Source organism: Thermaerobacter nagasakiensis (assembly GCF_055396825.1).
The window spans coordinates 565,715-585,472 of record NZ_AP043740.1; the positions used below are offsets into that span (position 1 = coordinate 565,715).

Annotated in this window: 15 protein-coding genes; 13 read left to right on the forward strand and 2 right to left on the reverse strand. The window is 73.5% G+C overall.

Going from position 1 to position 19,758, the window contains the following annotated elements; genetic code table 11:
- Positions 1 to 37: 37 nt before the first annotated feature.
- Positions 38 to 481, forward strand: a complete 444-nt coding sequence (gene cutA / locus ACZ5T9_RS02425; RefSeq protein WP_464833711.1) for a divalent-cation tolerance protein CutA — start codon at positions 38 to 40, stop codon at positions 479 to 481.
- Between the two features lie 40 nt (positions 482 to 521).
- On the opposite strand, the gene ACZ5T9_RS02430 is transcribed toward cutA, so the two are convergent.
- Positions 522 to 2,354: an N-acyl-D-amino-acid deacylase family protein gene (locus ACZ5T9_RS02430; RefSeq protein WP_464833713.1), complete on the reverse strand. Its 1,833-nt coding sequence runs from the start codon at positions 2,352 to 2,354 to the stop codon at positions 522 to 524.
- A gap of 571 nt (positions 2,355 to 2,925) precedes the next feature.
- On the opposite strand from ACZ5T9_RS02430, the gene ACZ5T9_RS02435 reads away from it, so the two are divergent.
- The 8 genes from ACZ5T9_RS02435 (at position 2,926) to sat (ending at position 12,769) form a co-directional block, all read left to right on the forward strand.
- Complete coding sequence (locus tag ACZ5T9_RS02435; RefSeq protein WP_006902799.1) at positions 2,926 to 3,480, forward strand: CtsR family transcriptional regulator; 555 nt, start codon at positions 2,926 to 2,928, stop codon at positions 3,478 to 3,480.
- On the forward strand, positions 3,416 to 4,000 hold the full coding sequence (locus tag ACZ5T9_RS02440; RefSeq protein WP_051009214.1) for a UvrB/UvrC motif-containing protein: 585 nt from the start codon (positions 3,416 to 3,418) through the stop codon (positions 3,998 to 4,000). The genes ACZ5T9_RS02435 and ACZ5T9_RS02440 overlap by 65 nt, the downstream gene beginning before the upstream one ends.
- Before the next feature lie 12 nt (positions 4,001 to 4,012).
- Entirely contained in the window at positions 4,013 to 5,086 is a 1,074-nt protein-coding gene (locus ACZ5T9_RS02445; RefSeq protein ID WP_006902801.1) for a protein arginine kinase, read from the forward strand.
- Between the two features lie 21 nt (positions 5,087 to 5,107).
- A complete protein-coding gene (locus ACZ5T9_RS02450) occupies positions 5,108 to 7,612 on the forward strand; it encodes an ATP-dependent Clp protease ATP-binding subunit (protein WP_006902802.1) in 2,505 nt (834 codons plus the stop codon).
- 148 nt (positions 7,613 to 7,760) lie between these two features.
- Positions 7,761 to 9,158, forward strand: a complete 1,398-nt coding sequence (radA, locus tag ACZ5T9_RS02455) for a DNA repair protein RadA (protein WP_464833714.1) — start codon at positions 7,761 to 7,763, stop codon at positions 9,156 to 9,158.
- 43 nt (positions 9,159 to 9,201) lie between these two features.
- Positions 9,202 to 10,269, forward strand: a complete 1,068-nt coding sequence (gene disA / locus ACZ5T9_RS02460; protein WP_464833716.1) for a DNA integrity scanning diadenylate cyclase DisA — start codon at positions 9,202 to 9,204, stop codon at positions 10,267 to 10,269.
- A 384-nt stretch (positions 10,270 to 10,653) separates the two neighbouring features.
- Positions 10,654 to 11,385 (forward strand): phosphoadenylyl-sulfate reductase, encoded by a 732-nt coding sequence (locus ACZ5T9_RS02465; RefSeq protein WP_464833717.1) that lies wholly within the window; start codon positions 10,654 to 10,656, stop codon positions 11,383 to 11,385.
- Positions 11,386 to 11,413: 28 nt separating this feature from the next.
- Entirely contained in the window at positions 11,414 to 12,769 is a 1,356-nt protein-coding gene (sat, locus tag ACZ5T9_RS02470) for a sulfate adenylyltransferase (protein WP_464833719.1), read from the forward strand.
- A 462-nt stretch (positions 12,770 to 13,231) separates the two neighbouring features.
- Here the strand turns inward: sat and ACZ5T9_RS02475 are convergent, their stop codons facing one another.
- Entirely contained in the window at positions 13,232 to 13,627 is a 396-nt protein-coding gene (locus tag ACZ5T9_RS02475) for a nucleoside triphosphate pyrophosphohydrolase family protein (RefSeq protein ID WP_464833720.1), read from the reverse strand.
- Positions 13,628 to 13,877: 250 nt separating this feature from the next.
- Here ACZ5T9_RS02475 and ACZ5T9_RS02480 point away from each other — a divergent pair, with 250 nt between their 5' ends.
- The 4 genes from ACZ5T9_RS02480 to ACZ5T9_RS02495 all read left to right on the forward strand — a co-directional run bounded on the left by ACZ5T9_RS02480 (position 13,878) and on the right by ACZ5T9_RS02495 (position 19,184).
- A complete protein-coding gene (locus ACZ5T9_RS02480) occupies positions 13,878 to 14,378 on the forward strand; it encodes a CarD family transcriptional regulator (RefSeq protein ID WP_464833721.1) in 501 nt (166 codons plus the stop codon).
- A 273-nt stretch (positions 14,379 to 14,651) separates the two neighbouring features.
- Entirely contained in the window at positions 14,652 to 15,776 is a 1,125-nt protein-coding gene (locus ACZ5T9_RS02485; RefSeq protein ID WP_464833722.1) for a PIN/TRAM domain-containing protein, read from the forward strand.
- Complete coding sequence (gene ispF, locus ACZ5T9_RS02490; RefSeq protein WP_464833723.1) at positions 15,773 to 17,263, forward strand: 2-C-methyl-D-erythritol 2,4-cyclodiphosphate synthase; 1,491 nt, start codon at positions 15,773 to 15,775, stop codon at positions 17,261 to 17,263. The genes ACZ5T9_RS02485 and ispF overlap by 4 nt, the downstream gene beginning before the upstream one ends.
- Before the next feature lie 709 nt (positions 17,264 to 17,972).
- Positions 17,973 to 19,184, forward strand: a complete 1,212-nt coding sequence (locus tag ACZ5T9_RS02495) for a septal ring lytic transglycosylase RlpA family protein (RefSeq protein ID WP_464833724.1) — start codon at positions 17,973 to 17,975, stop codon at positions 19,182 to 19,184.
- Positions 19,185 to 19,758: the final 574 nt, after the last annotated feature.

Below are 19,758 nucleotides of genomic sequence, written 5' to 3' on the forward strand. Positions count from 1 at the left end.
CCGGACACCGGCCGGGACGTGCGCTGGAGGGATCGCCATGGCACGGGATGTCAGCCCCCAGCAGCCCGCGGCCGCGCGGGTGCCCGGAACGGAAGGGCCCGCAGGGGAAGGTCCCGGGGTCGAACCGGCCGCGGGCCGCCCCCAGGCGGGCGGGGCCCAGGCCGTGCTGGTCTACGTGACCGCCGCCAACGCCGGCGAGGCCCGGCGAATCGGGCGGCAGGCGGTGGAACAGCGCCTCGCCGCCTGTGCCAACGTCTACCCGCACATCGACTCCTTCTACTGGTGGCAGGGGGAGCTGGTGGAAGACCACGAAGCGGTGGTCGTCCTGAAGACCCGGCGCGACCGCGTGGCCGAGCTGATCCGGGCCGTGCGCGGCTGGCACAGCTATACGGTGCCTGCCATCCTGGTCTTCGAGGTGCGGGACGGGAACCCCGACTATCTGCGCTGGCTGGAGGAAGAGGCGGCCCCGGGCGGGCGCTGAGGGGGCCGGCCCGGGGCCGCGCCAGGGTTGAGTCCCGCCCTCAGTCCCGGCCAGCGCCAGCCGCCGGGGCCATCAGGGCATCCCGCCCGCCGCGCAGCACCCGGCCCGCCAGGACGCCGGGAACCCGGCGGCCATCTTCCACCGCGATCCGGCCGTTGACCACCACCAGGTCGATGCCCTCCGGCGGCACCGCCGGCTCCTGCCACGTGGCCCGGTCCGCCACGGTGGCCGGGTCGAAGACCACCAGGTCCGCGTACATGCCCACCCGGATCAGGCCCCGGTTCCGCAGGCCGAAGAAGGCGGCGGGCTGGCCCGTCATCTTGTGGATCGCCTCTTCCAGCCCCAGCACCCCGGTCTCCCGAACGTAACGGGCCAGCACCCGCGGGTAGGCGCCGTACACCCGCGGGTGGAGCCGGGGGTCCCTGCGGGCGGCGGACGGGGAGCGGGCCCCGCCGTCGCTGGAAATGATGGTGAAGGACTGTCGCAGCAGCTGGCGCAGGTTGTCCTCGCCTACGACCAGGGCCGTGGCCACGGCGCCCGGGTCGCGGTCGAGAAGCCACCGCGCCGCGGCGGCGGGGGAGGTTCCCCGGGCGGCGGCCAGCTCGGCCAGGGTCATCCCCTCCACCTCCGGCAGGCGGCTATGCCGGATCACCAGATCCTCTGGGGGGTAGCGGTTCCAGGCCTGGGCCAGGGGCAGGGCGCTGGCGTAGTCCGGTGACCGGTAGGGGTAGACGTCGGCCACCACGGCCAGGCCCTCCGCCCGGGCGGCCAGGATCTGCTCGATCAGCTGGGGCTGCACCTCCCAGTTCCGCCGGTAGACCACCTTGAAGTGGGAGATGTCCACCGCCACACCGGCCTCCCGCCCGATCGCCAGAGCCTCGGCCAGCGCCTGGGCGACGGCATCGCCCTCGCTGCGCATGTGGGTCGAGTAGATGCCGCCGTACGGTGCGATGACCCGGGCCAGGGCCACGATCTCGGCGGTGGTGGCGTACCGCCCGGGCACGTACTCCAGGCCCGTCGACAGGCCCAGGGCCCCGTCCGCCATGGCCTGCTCCAGCAGCCGGGTCATGGCCCGCAGCTCGGCGCCCGTGGGCTCCCGCCGGACCGTGCCCATCACCGCGGCCCGGATGCTGCCGTGACCGGCAAAGAGAGCATGGTTGGTGCCCACGCCCTGCCGTTCCAGGCGCCGGAGGAACGGGCCCAGGGGAATGGCCGAGCGGCCGTCCACGCCGCCGATCACCGTGGTCATGCCCTGAAGTAGGTCCGCATCGCCGCCCGGCACCGACGTCACGTACTCGTAGGTGTGGGAGTGGGCGTTGATGAAGCCTGGCGCCACCACGAGGCCGTCGGCGTCGACGACGCGGCGGGCGCGGGCACCGTCCAGCCGGCCGAGGGCGGCGATCCGATCACCCCGCACGCCCACGTCGGCCCTGTAAGCCGGCCGGCCGCTGCCGTCGACCACCAGGCCGCCGCGGATCAACAGGTCGAAGACGGGGCCCGCGGAGGCCGGCCCAGCGCCGCTATCCCGGGCGTCGCCGGGGCGGTCGCCTCCCGAGGAGGGACCGGTGCCCCCGGACGGTGGCACACCGGGGCCGGCGGCCGGAGGATGGCCGCTTCCGGCGGCAGGGGGTGCGCCGGTGGCCGCCGCCGGGCTCTGCCCAGGGGCAGCCGCAGGGTCGCCCGACGCCGGGGCCGGGCCCGCGGCGCCGGCTGGCGTACCACCCGGTACCCCGCCGTGGGGCCCGGGCAGGCCCTGCGGGTCCCTCCCCGTGCCCTGTCCTGCCGCTGTCCGGACCCAGTAGGCGGTACCGCCCAGCAGGGACAGGGCCACGGCGGCCGTCAGGGCGACGGCCAGCAGGCGCCGCCCTTGCAAAGGCCGGTCGCCCGTCCGGCGCCGGCGGCCGGGGGCCAGCACCATGGCGGGGGTGCCCAGGTCCTCTGACCCGGGCGGCCGGGGCGGGCTGGGAACCGGACCGGCGGGACCGGCGGGTGCGTCCCCGGGACGGGGGCGATGCGGTGGGGGGGATGCGGCCAAGGCTGGACACCCTTTCCCTTTTCCGTCGAGTCCGCTCCTCGGGATTCGGGGCCGTGGGGCGATGCCCCTGCCACGGTGCCGCGGGCAGCCGGGCCCGGGGCTGCCGGGGTGCCCGCGGCCGGCAAGCCGGGCCCGACGCGGCAAGCCGGTGGCGACGGTGGTGGGGGGGGCGCATCCCACCGCCACGACCCGCCCGCCCGTGACCTCTTGCTGGCAGCTGCGGGTGGGAATGTCCAGGGTTGCCCCCTTGTGGCGCCTCTGGGGGATTCCTATAATAAGGGCGAAAGGTCAAAGATAGTCAAACAGGGCCGCTCAGGCCGCGGGGCCCGCCAGGCGGGCCCGGGCCACCGGGAGGGGTGCGGCGCCCGGGCCCGCGGGTGCTGGTGGGGCCAAGCGGGGAGGAGGAGCCATGGCATCGCTGTGTTCCCTGATTGAGCAATATCTCAAGCGGGAGCTGGAGCGGGCGGGCGGGGTGCTCGAACTCCAGCGCAGCGAGCTGGCGGCCCGCTTCGCCTGCGCACCCTCCCAGATCAACTACGTGCTGGAGACGCGCTTCACGCCGGCGGCCGGCTACGCCATCGAGAGCCGGCGCGGCGGCCGCGGGTTCATCCGCATCGTGCGGCTGCCGCTGGCGGAGCGGGGCAACCTGCTGGACGTGCTGGACCGCTGGGTGGGCGACATGATCGACCAGGACGGGGCCGAGGCGCTGATCGCGCGGCTGGAGGAAGAGGGCATCGCCGGCCGCCGCGAGGCGGCGCTGATGCGGGCGGCGGTGGACCGCAACACCCTGGCCGTCGACCTGCCCTGGCGGGACATGGTCCGGGCCCGCCTGCTCAAGGCCATGGTGCTGGAGCTGCTCAAGGGCGGGGAGCCTACCCGGGAGGACGGAGGCGGTGGCGATGCTCTGCGACGAGTGCGGGCAGCGCAAGGCCACGGTGCACCTGACCCAGATCATCAACGGTAAGAAGACCGAGCGGCACCTGTGCGCCCACTGCGCCCAGCGGCACGAGCACGAGTTCTTCTTCGAGCCCCAGTTTTCCATCCACAACCTGCTGGCTGGTCTGCTGGAAGGATGGCAGCCGCCGGCGGGCACGGTGCAGGATCTGCGCTGCTCCCGTTGCGGTCTCCGCTACCGGGAGTTCGCCCGGACGGGGCTCCTGGGGTGCAGCCACTGCTATGAGGATTTCCGCCAGCAGCTGGAGCCCGTGCTGCGGCGGATCCAGGGGCAGGTTCGTCACGGGGGGAAGGTGCCGTCCCGGGCCGGCAGCCGGGTCCAGCTGGGCCGGCAGCTGGAGCAGTTGCGGGCCCGGCTGCGGGAGGCCGTGGCGCGGGAGGAATACGAGGAAGCCGCCCGCCTGCGCGACCAGATCCGCCAGCTGGAGCAGCGGGTGCGGGCGGGCGAGGGCTGGGCGGGTACCGCCGGGCCCGGGGCGCCGCCGGGCGGTCCCGGCAGTGCGCCCCCGGGCACCGCACCCGGCCGTTAGGAGGGACCGGACATGACGGCAAACCCGGGTGTCCAGCGGGTGCGGTGGATGGAGGGGGGCGGGCCCGCTGCGGATCTGGTCCTCTCCAGCCGGATCCGCCTGGCCCGCAACCTGGAGGATTACCCGTTCCCCACCCTGCTGGGCCCTGAGCAAGGCCAGGAGATCATCCGGCTGATGGAGGGGGTGACCGAGCACCTGTCGGCAGCGGGCCTGGGCCGGTTCACCCTGCTGCGCATGGCCGACCTCAGCCCCCTGGACCGGCGGGTGCTGGTGGAACAGCACCTCATCAGTCCGCAGCATGCCCGCAACGCGGCCACGGGTGCCGTGATCCTCAACGACGACCGCTCCATCAGCATCATGGTCAACGAGGAGGACCACCTGCGCATCCAGTGCCTGCTGGGCGGGCTGCAGCTGCACGAGGCGTGGGCCGTGGCGACCCGGGTGGATGACGTGATCGAGGCCCACGTGCGCTACGCCTTTGACGACGAGCGCGGCTACCTGACCACCTGCCCGACGAACCTGGGGACGGGCATCCGGGCGTCGGTGATGGTCCACCTGCCGGGGCTGGTGCTGGCCCGCCAGGCGGGCCGCCTGCTCAGCCAGCTGGGCAAGGTGGGCATGGTGGTGCGGGGCCTGTACGGCGAGGGCACCGAGGCCCTGGGCAACGTCTTCCAGGTGTCCAACCAGATCACCCTGGGGCCGTCGGAGGAGGAGCTGATCGACAACCTGATCGGGTTCACCCGCCAGCTGCTGGATCAGGAGCGCAGCGCCCGGGAGCGGCTCTACCGGGAGAACGAGGACGGGGTCAAGGACCGGGTGATGCGGGCCTACGGCCTTTTGACCAACGCCTGGACCATTTCGTCGGAAGAGGCGATCCGGCTGCTCTCGGACCTGCGCCTGGGGATCGACCTGAACGTTCTCTCCCACGTGCGGCCGGAGGTGTTCAACGAGCTGATCGTGCTGACGCGGCCGGCCTGCCTGCAGAAGCTGGCGGGCAAGGAACTGGATGCCCGGGAGCGGGATCTGCTCCGGGCGCGGCTGATCCGGGAGAGGATCGCCGCAGCGCTACGGAAAACTACCCAGTGACCGGTGGAGGGGGGTCCGCCCATGTTTGGCCGGTATTCGGAGCGGGCCCAGCGGGTGATCCTGCTGGCCCAGGAAGAGGCGCGCCGGTTGAACTACAACTACGTCGGCACGGAGCACCTGCTGCTCGGCCTGATCCGGGAGGGCACGGGCATCGCCGCCAAGGCGCTGCAGAGCCTGGGTATCAACCTGGAGCAGGTCCGGGCCGAGGTGGAGAAGATCATCGGCCGCGGCAACGGCCCCATCCAGGGGGAGATCGGCTACACGCCGCGAGCCAAGAAGGTGGTCATGGAACTGGCCCCGGAGGAGGCCCGGCTGCTGGGCCACAACTACGTGGGCACCGAGCACATCCTGCTGGGGCTCATCCGTGAGGGGGAGGGCGTGGCGGCCAAGGTCCTGGAGAACATGGGCGCCGACCTGGACCGGGTGCGCCAGACGGTGATCAAGCTGCTGGGCGGCACCGCGGCGCCGGCCCCCGCAGCCCGCCAGCGCCGGCAGAAGAGCACCACCCCGGTGCTGGACAACTTCGGCCGGGACCTGACCCAGATGGCCGAGGAGGGCAAGCTGGATCCCGTCATCGGCCGGGACAAGGAGATCGAGCGGGTGATCCAGATCCTCTCCCGGCGGACCAAGAACAATCCGGTGCTGATCGGGGAACCCGGCGTGGGCAAGACGGCCATCGTCGAGGGCCTGGCCCAGCGCATCGCTGAGGGCAAGGTGCCCGAGATCCTCAAGGACCGCCGGGTGGTGGCCCTGGACCTGGGCGCCCTGGTGGCCGGCTCCAAGTACCGGGGCGAGTTCGAAGAGCGGTTGAAGAAGGTCATGGACGAGATCCGCCGGGCCGGCAACATCATCCTGTTCATCGACGAGATGCACACCATCATCGGGGCCGGCGCCGCCGAGGGGGCCATCGACGCGGCCAGCATCCTCAAGCCGGCCCTGGCCCGGGGCGAGCTGCAGACCATCGGCGCCACCACGCTGGATGAATACCGCAAGCACGTGGAGAAGGACGCTGCCCTGGAGCGGCGCTTCCAGCCCATCATGGTGGAGGAACCCAGCGTGGAGGACGCCATCCAGATCCTCCGCGGCCTGCGGGACCGGTACGAGGCGCATCACCGGGTGGAGATCACCGACGACGCCATCGTGGCGGCGGTGAAGCTGGCGGACCGCTACATCTCCGACCGGTTCCTCCCGGACAAGGCCATCGACCTGATCGATGAAGCGGCCTCCCGCGCCCGGCTGCAGGCGTTCGTGGCGCCGCCCGAGCTCAAGGAGATCGAGCAGCGCCTGGAGGAGATCCGCAAGGAGAAGGAGGCGGCCGTGCAGTCCCAGGAGTTCGAGAAGGCCGCCAACCTGCGGGACCAGGAGCAGAAGCTGGTGGAGGAGCTGGAGCGGAAGAAGAGCGAGTGGCAGCAGCAGCAGCTCAACGAGAAAATCGTGGTCACCGCCGACGACATCGCCCAGATCGTCTCCAACTGGACGGGCATCCCGGTGCGCCGGCTGGAGCAGGCGGAGAGCGAGCGGCTGCTCAAGCTGGAGGAGATCCTCCACGAGCGCATCGTCGGCCAGGACGATGCCGTCAGGGCCGTGGCGCGGGCCATCCGCCGGGCCCGGGCCGGCCTCAAGGACCCGCGGCGGCCCATCGGCTCGTTCATCTTCCTGGGGCCCACGGGCGTCGGCAAGACGGAGCTGGCCAAGGCCCTGGCCGAGGCGCTGTTCGGCGACGAGGACGCCATGATCGTCCTCGACATGTCGGAGTACATGGAGCGGCACACCGTATCGCGCCTGGTGGGGTCGCCGCCGGGGTACGTGGGCTACGAGGAAGGCGGGCAGCTGACCGAACAGGTGCGCCGCCGGCCCTACTCGGTGGTGGTGTTCGACGAGATCGAGAAGGCCCACCCCGAGGTCTTCAACGTGCTGCTGCAGATCCTGGAGGAGGGCCGCCTGACGGAGGCCAAGGGCCGCACCGTGGACTTCCGCAACACGGTGATCATCATGACCTCCAACGTGGGTGCCGACCTGATCCGGCGCCAGGGCCGGGTGGGCTTCCAGGCCGCCGAGCAGGAGGCGCCCGATTACGAGGACATGAAGCGCAAGATCATGGACGAGGTCAAGCGGACCTTCCGGCCGGAGTTCCTCAACCGCATCGACGAGCTCATCGTCTTCCACGCGCTGACGGAAGAGCACCTGATGAAGATCGTCGACCTGATGCTCAAGCGCGTGGCCGAGCGGCTCAAGGAACACGGCCTGGCCCTGGAGGTCACCGAGGCGGCCAAGCGCAAGCTGGTCAAGGAAGGGTCCGACGTGGTCTACGGCGCCCGGCCGCTGCGCCGCACCATCACCCGGCTGGTGGAGGACCCGCTGTCCGAGGAGATGCTGGCGGGCCGCTTCAAGGAAGGCGACACCGTGCTGGTCGACGTGGACGCCGAGGGCAAGATCGTCTTCCGCCAGGGCGAGAAGGTGGCGGCGGGCGCGGCGGCTCCGGCCGGCGGCGGCCCGGCCGGCGCGGACGAACCGGCCGCCCAGTAGGGCAGGCCTCTGCGGGATCGCCCCTGCCGGGGGTCCGGCGTGCGGCCCGGGTCCCGGGGGCCAGGCCCGGGCGCGAACCCCCGGGCCCCGTGGCCGGCCACGCAGGCAGCCCGCCGGTAGGCGGCCGGCCGGTGGAAGGAGGACGGCGGTGGCCTCGCGCACCGTCTTCACGTGCCAGGCTTGCGGCCACGCGAGCCCCAAGTGGCTCGGCCGCTGCCCCGATTGCGGCGCCTGGAACACCTTCGTGGAAGAACGGGCCGCGGCGCCCGCCCGAGGTGGCGGGCGCCGCGGCGGTCATGCCCTGGCCGGCGTTCTGGCTGCGGCCACGGAGCCGGTGGAGCCCATCGCCCTGCACCAGGTGGATGCCGGCCGGCAGCCGCGGCTGCCCACGGGCATGGCGGAGCTGGACCGGGTGCTGGGGGGCGGGTTCGTCCCGGGGTCGGTGGTACTGGTGGGCGGCGACCCCGGGGTGGGCAAGTCGACCCTGCTCCTGCAGGTGTCCCAGCACCTGGCTGCCCGCGGCTTGCCGGTGCTTTACGTAACGGGCGAGGAGTCGGCCGCCCAGGTACGGCTGCGGGCGGAGCGGTTGGGAGCCCTGGCCCCGGACCTGGCGGTGCTGCCCACCACTGACGCCCTGCAGGCGGCGGAGGCCATCGGCCGCTACCAGCCCGCCCTGGCGGTGATCGACTCCATCCAGACCCTGGCGCACCCCGACGTGGCCTCGGCACCGGGCAGCGTCAGCCAGGTCCGGGAGAGCGTGGCGCTTCTGATGGCGGTGACCAAGCGGCTGCCGGTGGTCCTGGTGCTGGTGGGCCACGTCACGCGGGCGGGGACCATCGCCGGGCCGCGGGTGGTCGAGCACATGGTCGACGCCGTGCTCTACTTCGAATCGCCCGCCCACCACGCCTACCGCCTGCTGCGGGCCATCAAGAACCGCTTCGGGGCGACCCACGAGATCGCCCTGTTCGAGATGCAGGATCGCGGCCTGGCGGAGGTGGCCAACCCGTCGGCGCGGCTGCTTTCCGAGCGGCCCCGGGGGGCGGCGGGCTCGGCGGTGGTGGCCGCCGTGGAGGGGACGCGGCCCCTGCTGGTGGAGATCCAGGCCCTGGTGGCGCCGGCCCCCTACGGCAACCCTCGCCGCGTGGCCACGGGCCTGGATCTGGGCCGGGCCGCCCTGGTGCTGGCGGTGCTCGACAAGCGGGCCGGCCTCCACCTGGGCGGTTGTGACGTGTACCTCAAGGTGGCAGGCGGGCTGCGGGTGGACGAGCCGGCCCTGGATCTGGCCCTGGCGGTCGCCCTGGCCTCCAGCCACCGGGACCGGCCTGCCGATCCCGAGGCCGTGGTCATCGGCGAGCTGGGGCTGGCGGGCGAGGTGCGCTCGGTCCAGCGGGTTGACGAGCGGTTGCGGGAGGCCCAGCGCCTGGGCTTCCGCCGGGTGGTGCTGCCCCGGGGCAACCTGACCCCGGCCCTGGCGGGGGTGGCGGGCGAGCTGGAGCTGGTGCCCGTGCAGCGGGTGGAAGAAGCCATCGCCGCCACCGTGGGCTAGGAGGCGGGCCAGGCTGGCCCGGCCCGCCAGCGAGGAGGCTGCCATGACCGCCGACGACCGCAAGGACAGCCTGATGGCCGCCCTGCGCCGCCTGGCGCCCGGCACCCGGTTGCGGGAGGGCCTGGACCAGATCCTGCGGGCCCGCACCGGGGGCCTGATCGTCGTGGGCGACGGCCCGGAGGTGCTGGAGCTGTGCTCCGGGGGCTTCGAGCTCGACGTGGAGCTGACCCCGGCCCACCTCTACGAGCTGGCCAAGATGGACGGGGCCATCATCCTCTCGTCCGACGGGCGGCGTATCGTGCGGGCCAACGTCCAGCTGATCCCCGACCCGCGGGTGCTGTCCTTCGAGACGGGCATCCGCCACCGCACCGCCGAGCGCATGGCCCGGCAGACGGGCGCCCTGGTGATCGCCATCTCCCAGCGCCGCAACGTGATCACCGTCTACCGGGGGGATCTGCGCTACGTGCTGCGCGATCCCGCCCTGATGCTGGCCAAGGCCAACCAGGCCCTGGCCACCCTGGAGCGCTACCGGGCCGTGTTCCTCCAGGCCCTCGGGCACCTGACGGTGCTGGAGTTCGAGGACCTGGTCACCGCCGGCGACGTGGCCTACGTGCTGGGGCGGGCCGAGCAGGTCCGCCGCATCGGCCAGGAGATCGAGGGGTACACCGTCGAGCTGGGCACCGAGGGCCGGCTGGTCCGCCTGCAGCTGGACGAGCTGCTCAGCGGCCTGGAAAACGAGTACCGGCTGGTGGTGCGGGATTACGTGGCCGAGCCCGGCACCGAGCGGGAGGCCCTTGCCGCCCTGCACGCCCTCTCGCCCGAGGAACTGGCCCAGCGGGCGGCGGTGGCGCGCTGCCTCGGCTACGCCGCCCAGGAGGACGACGAATCCCCCCTTACCCCCCGGGGCTACCGCATCCTGCACAAGGTCCCCCGCCTGCCCGCCGCGGTGATCGAGAACCTGGTCCGCCACTTCCAGCGGCTGCCCCGCATCCTGGCCGCCACCGTCGACCAGCTGGACGAAGTAGAGGGCATCGGCGGCATCCGCGCCCGGGCCATTAAGGATGGCCTGCGCCGGCTCCAGGACCAGGCCTTCCTCGAGCGGCGCCACTGAGCCTGGCGCCACGTCACCGCCCTACCCACCTGCGGCCCGCCGCCGGATCCTCCGCCCCTAGAACGTGAACCGGCGCGGCGTGCAGCCAGGGCGGGTCCCGGTCCGCCGGGGCCCGGCTCCGCCTCCGGGCCGCCCGGGATGGGCCGGTTGCCCGGCTTCCCTGCACCTTTGCCCCGCCTGCGCACTAGGCTAATGCGGGTGAGGGCGGGCCGGCACCCCGGCCGGGGCTCCGGCCGCCCTGCCCCACCGGTCCCGGTTCCACCTGCGCATGGCCCCGCCGGGCCTACGCGGAGCGGCTCGCCCTGCCCCTGCCCCCTGCCACGGCCGTGGTCGCGAGCCCTGGCCTCGCGGGGCGGAACCGGGACCTGGCTCCAACCTCGGGAGGTGGAGACCTTGGCCAACGCGCAGGCGCCGCGCCCCCTGGCCCTGCCGGAGGAAGAGATCGCATCCCTGGCCCGCTCCCTGGAAGAGGCGTCTCCCCAGGCCATCCTGGGCTGGGCCCTGGACCGCTTTCCGGGCCGGCTGGCCCTGGCCTGCAGCTTCCAGGCGGAAGACGTGGCCCTGATCGACATGGCGGCCGCCGCCGGCAAGCTGGGGGCCGTGACCGTGTTCTACCTGGACACGGGCCTGCACTTTCCCGAAACCTACGCCACCTGCCGGCGGGTGGCGGAGTACTACGGCATCGAGCCGGTGGCCGTCCGGCCCCTTCTCACCCTGGAAGAACAGGCCCGGCGCCACGGCCCCAGCCTGTGGCAGCGGGACCCGGATCTCTGCTGCCGGTTGCGCAAGGTGGAACCCTTGCAGCGGTTCCTGGCCGGCTTCGACGCGTGGGTCACCGGCATCCGCCGCGAGCAGACGCCCCAGCGGGCCGGCGCTCCGGTGGTGGAGGCCGACCGCCGGTTCGGCCTGATCAAGGTCAACCCCCTGGCCCGGTGGACCCGCAGCCAGCTGTGGGATTACATCCTCCGGCGCGGCGTGCCCTACAACCCCCTGCACGACCACGGCTACCCCAGCATCGGGTGCGCCCCCTGCACCCGCCCCGTGGCGCCGGGGGAGGATCCGCGGGCCGGCCGCTGGGCGGGGTTCAACAAGACGGAGTGCGGCCTGCATGCCTGACGGCAGGGCGGAAGGGGAGACAGGTGGCATGACGGGATGGGAAGGAACCGGAGCCGGCGGAACGGCCCAGGCACGGGCGCAGGCAGCCGGGGGACCGGCTTGGGCAGGAGGCGGTACCCAGGGAGGGAGGGGCGCGAGCCCCGCCGCACCGCAGGTGGAGGCGCCCGGGGCGACCCGGGCCGCCGGGCCGGAGCTGGGAGTGGACGTGGGGGAGGAAGGGCTGGTTCCACCCCACGGCGGGCGCCTTTGCCGGCGCCTGGTGGATGACCCCGCCCTGGCGGCGGAGCGGCGGGGTGCAGCCCAGGCGGCCGGCCTGCCCCGGCTGGTGCTCTCACCCCGGGAGCGCTCGGACCTGGAGCTTCTGGCCACCGGCGCCCTGAGCCCGCTGGAGGGCTTCATGACCGCGGAAGACTACCAGAGCTGCGTGGACACCATGCGGCTGGCCTCGGGCCTGCCGTGGTCGCTGCCCGTGGTGCTCTCGGTCCCGCCGGACCAAGTGGAGGCCGTGCGGCGGGCGCCGGCGGTGCTGCTGGTGGATGAGGGCGGCCGGCCCTGCGGGCTCATGGAGGTCCGGGACGTCTTCCGCCGGGACCGGCAGCGGGAGGCGGTGCTGGTCTTCGGGACCACCGATCTGGAGCATCCCGGGGTGGCGCGGCTGGCCGGGGAGAGCGACTGGTGCGCGGGCGGGCCGGTGGTGGTGTTTGAGCGCCAGCCCACCTGGGCCCGGGAGTGGGTGCTGGAGCCGGCCGAGACCCGGCGCCTCTTCGCCCGGCGGGGCTGGCGCCTGGTGGCGGGCTTTCAGACCCGCAACCCCCTGCACCGGGCCCACGAATACCTGCAAAAGTGTGCCCTGGAGATGGTCGACGGGCTGCTGCTGCACCCGCTGGTGGGGGAGACCAAGGCCGACGACCTGCCCCGGACCGTGGTGCTGGAAAGCTACCAGGTGGCCATCCGGGCTTACTACCCCCAGGAGCGGGTGGTCCTGGCGGCCTTCCCGGCGGCCATGCGCTACGCCGGCCCGCGGGAGGCCCTCTTCCACGCCCTGATCCGCAAGAACTACGGCTGCAGCCACTTCATCGTGGGGCGCGACCACGCCGGGGTGGGCTCCTACTACGACCCCTACGCGGCCCATCGCATCTTCGACCGCTTCGCGCCGGAGGAACTGGGCATCATCCCCCTGCGCTTCGAGCATGCCTTCTACTGCCGGCGCTGCGGGGTCATGGCCACGGTGAAGACCTGTCCCCACCCGCCCGCCGACCGCCTCCATCTGAGCGGTACCCGGGTGCGGGCCATGCTCCGGGCCGGCGAGCTGCCGCCGCCCGAGTTCACCCGCCCGGAGGTGGCGGAGCTGTTGCGGGATGCCCTGGCGGCCCAGGGCCCTTGAACGGCGCCGGGTGCGGCTTGCCGGCGCGAGTTTCCGTGCGAGGGCTGGAGGGCAGGGGGCGGCACCCCGGGGTGCCGCCCCCTGCCCTCCAATCGTGTCCTCTGCGGCTGCCGCCTTCCGGCCGCAGCGTGGGCGATCCCCTTGCGGCGGGAACCGCCTCCGGGGCGCGGCGTGGGTGGCCGTTGCTGCCGCGCCAGCTAGCCGTGGCCGCGCCAGCTAGCGGCCGCGGTGCGGGCCGCAGCCGTGACGCGGAACAAGCTTCCGCCTCCTCGCGGCCGGAACCGGCACCGTCCTGCAACGGGTGCAGCGGGGAAGTTCCCGCGGGCGCGCAACCCCGTCCGGCCACGGAACCGGCGTTCCCCTCTTGCCTGGCTTCTGCCGTGCAGCCGTCCCCGCCAATGCTGCGTCCCGGGTCCCGGCTTGCCAGCCCGGGCAGGGGATCCGGCTCGGGAAGTCCGGCCCTCAGGAGATGTGGTACATCCCCAGGGTGGAGAGCTTGCGGTTCTCCTTGATGAAAAGGTCGAAGGTGTTGATGTCGAACAGGTTGCAGAGGGCGACCAAATAAAAAAGCTGCTTGCCAAGTTCCTCCTCGACGACCTCGCGGCAGCTTTCGCAAAGCGTCCCGTCGACATGGTCGTCCATATAGCTCTTCAAGTCCCGGAGGGTGCTCTGGGCGGGAATCTTGGGCCGCTGCGCGTGGATGCTGATGCAGCCACAACTGGTTACGGCCTTGGCCACGGCGCGGTGTACGCGGGCGTTGGCTTCCTGAAACTTCGACAGGACGTCCAACACGCTGCGGTGACGTACCAGGCAGTCGGCCACCGCGTGTTGAAACTCATCCACCAACAGGTCCTTCAACCGCGTCACCCCTCTTGCACGGGCGTCCCCACGGCCTGGCGCTATTATAGGCACCCCGGGAAAGGCGCGTCAATCAAGGCCTGGGCTCCCGGGGCGCCGGTGGGCAGCCAGTCCCAAAGAGTCCGTTGACGGGGCTTAATCAGGGTGATAAATTTAATCTTTTGCCGCAGGGGGTCTCCCTGGTGTACACTGGGGGAGCGGGAGCCGTGGTGCTGCCCTGGCCCCGGCCCCGGCCCTGGGAGGTGAGGCGGTGTTCCAGGTGGGGGATCGCGTCGTCTATCCCATGCACGGCGCGGGCGTCATCGAGGCCATCGAGGAACGGGAGGTGCTGGGGGAACGGCACCGGTACTACATCCTGCGGCTGCCCGTGGGGGACATGCGGCTCATGATCCCCACGGCCAGCGCCCCGCAGAGCGGCCTGCGGCCCGTGATCCCGGCGGACCAGGTGCCGGCGGTGCTGAAGGCCCTGTGTGAACCGGTTCCACCCCTGGACTCCAACTGGAACCACCGCTACCGGGAGCATGCCGACAAGCTGCGCAGCGGCGACATCCTGGAGGTGGCCGTGGTCGTCCGCAACCTCAGCGCCCGCCAGAAGGCCCGCGGCCTGTCCGGGGGTGAGCGGCGGCTGCTGGATCAGGCGCGCCAGATCCTGGTCAGCGAGCTGGCCCTGGCCGGCGGCATGGGGCGGGACGAGGCCGACGCCCTGGTGGAACGGCACCTCGGGGCGGCCGAGCCGGCGGGCGGGGCGTAAACCGGGACCCGGCCGTCGGCACCGGCGTCGCCCTTCCTGTGCGGGGGCCTACGCGGGGGTATAATCGAACTGCACCCGCCAGAGACTGCCACAGACCCGCCCAAAGGAGGCTGAGGGGGCGAAGTCCTTTGGGGGGCCGGAGAGCGGGATCCGGGAACGGGCCGGCCCGCCGCCAGGCGCCGGGCAGTCTGCAGTGGCGGGCGCCTCGCGGATCCCCTCGCGGATCCATCGGGCCAACGGCGACATGGGGCCGGCTGAAGGGAGGCGAGAGGCGTGCGCATGCGGTCCATCCGGCTGGCCTTCGCCGTCCTGGGTGCCCTGGGCGGCCTGGGGCTGGCCTACTATGGGCTGCTGCAGCAGGAGTCGCTACAGATCCTGGCCGAGCTGCCCCGCCAGTGGACATACGGAATCATGGTTCTTTTTTTGTTGCTGGGCGGCCTCGGCGGGTATGCGGCGGCCCTGCGCATCTGGCAGCAGGTGGTCCAGTTCACCCAGTGGGTCGAATCCCGGCTGGTGCGAACGCCCATCCAGGACACCCTGGCCGGGGTGCTGGGGCTGATCGCGGGCCTGGTCATCGCCAACCTGCTCAGCGGCCCGCTGGGGCTGGTGCCGGTGGTGGGCCCGCTGCTGCCCCCCATCTTCGCGGTGCTGCTGGCCTATCTGGGGGCGGTGGTGGCCGTCAAGCGGCGGGATGACCTGGTCCACCTGCTGGCCGCCCTGCCGCGACCGGGGCGGGAGCGGGACCGGGAGCGGGAACGGGACCGGGACCGCGCCCCATCCCGGCCGGCCGGTTCGTACAAGGTCCTGGACACCAGCGCCATCATCGACGGCCGCATCGCCGACGTGGTCGAGACGGGGTTCCTCGAGGGAACCCTGGTGGTGCCCGGCTTCGTGCTGGAAGAACTCCGCCGCATCGCCGACTCGGCCGACACCCTGCGGCGCAACCGGGGACGGCGGGGCCTGGAGATCCTGCGCCGCATCCAGCAGGAATCGCCCGTGCCCGTGGAGATCTACGAGGGCGACGTGGAGGGAGACGACGTCGACACCAAGCTGCTGCGGCTCGCCCGGCGGCTCAACGGCAAGGTGGTCACCAACGACTACAACCTGAACCAGATCGCGGGCCTGCAGGGCGTGCCGGTGCTCAACGTCAACGAGCTGGCCAACGCCGTCAAGCCGGTGGTGCTGCCCGGCGAGTCCATGGAGGTCCAGATCATCCGCGAGGGCAAGGAGGCGGGCCAGGGCGTCGGTTTCCTGGATGACGGCACCATGATCGTGGTGGAGGGCGGCAAGCGGTACATCGGCCAGCGCATCGACGTGGAAGTGTCCACGGTGCTGCAGACCGCCGCCGGGCGCATGATCTTCGCACGGCCCCGGGTGATGGGGCGGGCGGCGCCGTGACCCGTCCGGATGAACCGGTGACGGTGGCCGGTGGGGCCACCGCCCTGGCAGGCGGTGTGGCCGCCGTGGTCCCCGCCGCCGGTCGTTCCACCCGCCTGGGCGGCGGCTTGAACAAGGTGTTCCGGGATCTGGCGGGCCGGCCGGTGCTGGCCCGCTCCCTTCAGGCCCTGGCGGCCGCGGGGATCGGCCGCCTGGTGGTGGCCCTGCGCCCCGAGGAGCGTCTTCTCTGGGAGGAGCGGGTGCGCCCCTGGCTGCCCCCCGGCGTGGCGGTGCAGCTGGTGGACGGCGGCGCAGAGCGGGAGGATTCGGTCTACGCAGCCCTGCGCTGCCTGGCGGAGGGGCCGCAGCCGCCGGCCTGGGTCCTGATCCATGACGCCGCCCGCCCCCTGGTCACCCCGAACCTGATCCGCGCCGTGCTGGCGGCCGCCGGCCGGTACGGGGCGGCAGTACCGGCGGTGCCGGTGGGCGACACCATCAAGGAGGTGGCCGGCCATCCCCCCGGCCCCGACCCCGGAGCCGGGGAGGGCGAGAGGGAGGGGGCCGGTGCGGCCCTGCCGGTAGACCCGGCGGGCGCGGGCCCGGCCGGGGGTTCCCTGCCCGAGTGGGTGGCATCCACCCTACCCCGCCGGCGCCTGCGGGCGGTGCAGACACCCCAGGGTTTCCGCCTGGACCTGATCTGGGCTGCTCACCAGGAGGTGCGCCGCCGCGGCTGGCAGGGGTTCACCGACGACGCCGCCATCCTGGAACGGCTGGGGGTGCCGGTGGCGGTGGTGCCGGGGGACCCGGCCAACCTCAAGCTCACCTGGCCCGTGGACTTTGCCGTGGCGGCCCACCTGGTGCAGGCGCAGGAGCAGGCCCCCGGTGCGGCCCGCCATCCCGCGGGGGGCACGTCCCGGCTGCCGGCGCCGGGGGCGGAGGCCGCCGCGGACCAGCCCGCCCCGGACCAGGCCGGATCCCCCAGCGGTCCCCGGGGCGGCGGTGGGCCTGGGGCGGTCCTGCCCTGGCGGGTCGGCTTCGGCTACGACGTGCACCGGTTCGCGCCAGGCCGCCCGCTGGTGCTGGGAGGTGTGCCGATCCCCTGGGAGCGAGGCCTGGAAGGGCATTCCGATGCCGACGTGGTGCTCCACGCGGCCATGGACGCCGTACTGGGGGCGGCCGGCCTGCCCGACATCGGCCACTGGTTCCCGCCGGGCGACCCCCGCTGGGCCGGCGCCTCCAGCGCCTCCCTGGCTGCCCGGGTGGCCGGCCTGGTGCGCCGTCACGGCTGGGAGCCGGCGCAGCTGGACCTGACCGTGGTGGCGGAGGAACCCCGGCTGGGGCCCCATGTGGCGGCCATGCGGCAGGCGGTGGCGGCGGCCTTCGGGGTCCCGGTGGGCGCGGTGGGGATCAAGGCCACCACCAATGAAGGGGTGGGTTTCATCGGGCGGCGGGAGGGCGTGGCGGCCATGGCCGTGGCCGTGCTGCTGCGGCGGCCTGACACGCCCTGAACAGGCGTCCTGCCGCACCCTGAGCACCCGACGGACGCCGTCCCGCGGGGACACCAGGCTTGTGCGGCCAGGCCGGCCAGGCCCTTTGCCCGGCCCGCCCCTTCCCGGCGCCGCCGGGCGGGCAAGGTGCCCTTGCGGGCTCATGGGCCCGGCGGGGCACCTGTTCCTCCCCGCCTTCCCGCGCCCGGTTTTCCCGCGCCGCTGCCCCCGGCAAGCAGGGCGCGGCACCCCTCGCCGAGCGCCAGCCTAATGGCCACCTCCTGTTCACCTGCCTGCTCGTAATCCCCCTTCCCTTGCTCCGGCGTCCCGCCATCACTGTCCTGGCTTCCCCGCGAGACACCGTCCGGGCTTCTCACCTGCGAGCCCGCTGCGCCGGGCCGGGGCCTGGGGGGCCCGCATAGAAAACGCCCGCTCCGGCCAGACTTGGTCCTGCTGGCGCATTGTGCCAGCACCGGCAGGGGGAGCCATGGCAGGGTTCTACCCGCACCCCGGCCGGCGCCGGCATCAGGGGCCAGGGCCCGACCACCCGCCCACCGAGGGCTGACCCCGCGGGGCAGGGCGGCGCCGGCGGCGGCGTTGACGACCTTCGCCCCGGCCTGCCCGCCGGCCAGGATGGTGACTGTCCAGCAGGGACGGTGGCCGGACCGGCGCTGGACCGCTCCCGGAGGATGCGGATGCCATGGCCCCCCGCAGTGGGGAGGGTGAAGGCATGGAGACGGCAAGGGCCCTCGGGCGAGCTCTCCGCGGCATGCTGCTGGTGCTCGCCATGGGGGCAGCCGCCGGTGGTGCCTGGCCGGCGGCCGTCGCACCGCCCCGCTCCCTGGTCGCGGAGCCGGTGGCGGTGGCGGGCGCCGCGGGCGCTTGGGTAGGCAACGTATGGGAACAGGTGCAGCGGCTTGACGACTTCGCGGCCTTTCTGGCGGCCGATACCCGTGCCCAGTGGCGCGGTGCCGCCGGCAGCCTGAGGGAGTGGGGGCAGGCGGCCCTGCCCCGTCTGGACGACGCCGTCGCCGCGGCGCGCGATGCCGTGGCCGCCACGGCGACACCGGTCCAGCCCGTGTGGCAGGACCTACACCGGCAGCTGGCGGGCTGGTGGCCGCCGGCCCTGCCCGAGCTGAACCCCGGCGGGTGGAGCGTGCCGCCGGAGATGGCCGCCGGCGAGGCCTGGCCGACCCTGTCTCCCGGCGGCAACGGGGAGGGGGGCGGTCCAGTGGATGACGCCCCGGGACCGGCCGGGCGTGGCGGGCCACGGCCGGCCGGCGCAAGCATCCCCGCCCTCGCGGGGGAGGGGGTGGAGGCGGGGGCCGGGGCGGGCGGTGCCGTCACCGCCGGTGCCGTCACCGCCGGTGCCCTGCCGGATCCGGTGGCGCTGATCCCCGATGCCGGCCTGCGGGCTGAGGTTTCGGCCCAGGCAGCCGCTGACCAGGAAGCTGATGGCCAGAGCGGGCCGGGGGGCGGGGGCGGTTCCTCCCGAGGGGATGGGCCGGGGGAGCCGGGCTCCGTTGCCGCCCCGCAGGACCCGTCCCGCAGCCAGGAGGGTGCCGCGACAGGCAAGGAGCAGGACGAGGCCCCTGTCGACCGGGACGCGGGCGCCCCTGCAGCGGAGACGGGCGCTGGGCCGAACTGGATTCCGGCCGTCGCTTCCTGGTACGGGCCCGGTTTTTATGGCCGGCCCACCGCCAGCGGCGAGATCTTCACCGGCCGGGAAATGACCGCGGCCCACCGGACGATGCCCTTCGGCACCGTGCTGCTGGTGACGTACCCCGAAACCGGCCGCAGCGTGCGGGTGCGCATCAACGACCGCGGGCCGTACGTGGAGGGCCGCGACCTGGACCTGTCGGAGGCGGCCGCCGAGGCCCTGGGCATGATCTCCGCCGGTGTGGCCCGGGTGATGTACCGCGTGCTGCGCTGGGGCGGGTGACGTCGCGGGCGCCCGGAAGGCAAGGGGGCGCGGCACGGCCCGTCCCGCTGCCGGGGCGCCGGGGCTGCCGCCGTGGCCTCCGCCGGGCCCGCCGCCGGGCGTGCCCCAGGGGCCGCCCCGGGGGCCCTTTGGCTCGCACCACGGCGCGTTGACCCCGGTGGAAGGCCGCGGCTATAATGACGGCAAGCCAGTCGCTGGCAGGCCGGCAGGCGCCACACTTCCGGTCGCCGGCTCCGGCGCCGCTGGCATGGCAATTGGCACGACGATCATTGCGACACAGGCGACGAACGGGAGAGTAGGCGCGTTCCGCCGCCAGAGAGGGACCGCCGCCGGCTGGAAGCGGTCCCCGGCCGGGGCGTTGCCGAAGTGCACCCGGGAGCTGCGCGCCCAACGGCCGGCTCTCCGGGCCGGGTTCGACCCTGCCCGGATTCCGGCGCCCCGGCCTGGCCGGGGCCTTCTGGCCGGCCCAGTAGGCGTCGCCGGATGCCCGCCGTTATCGGGTGCTGCCGGGCTCCCGCCTGGGCGGGATGCCACGGCCTCCGCCGGTGGTTCGGCTGCGAGCCGGTGGAGGTGG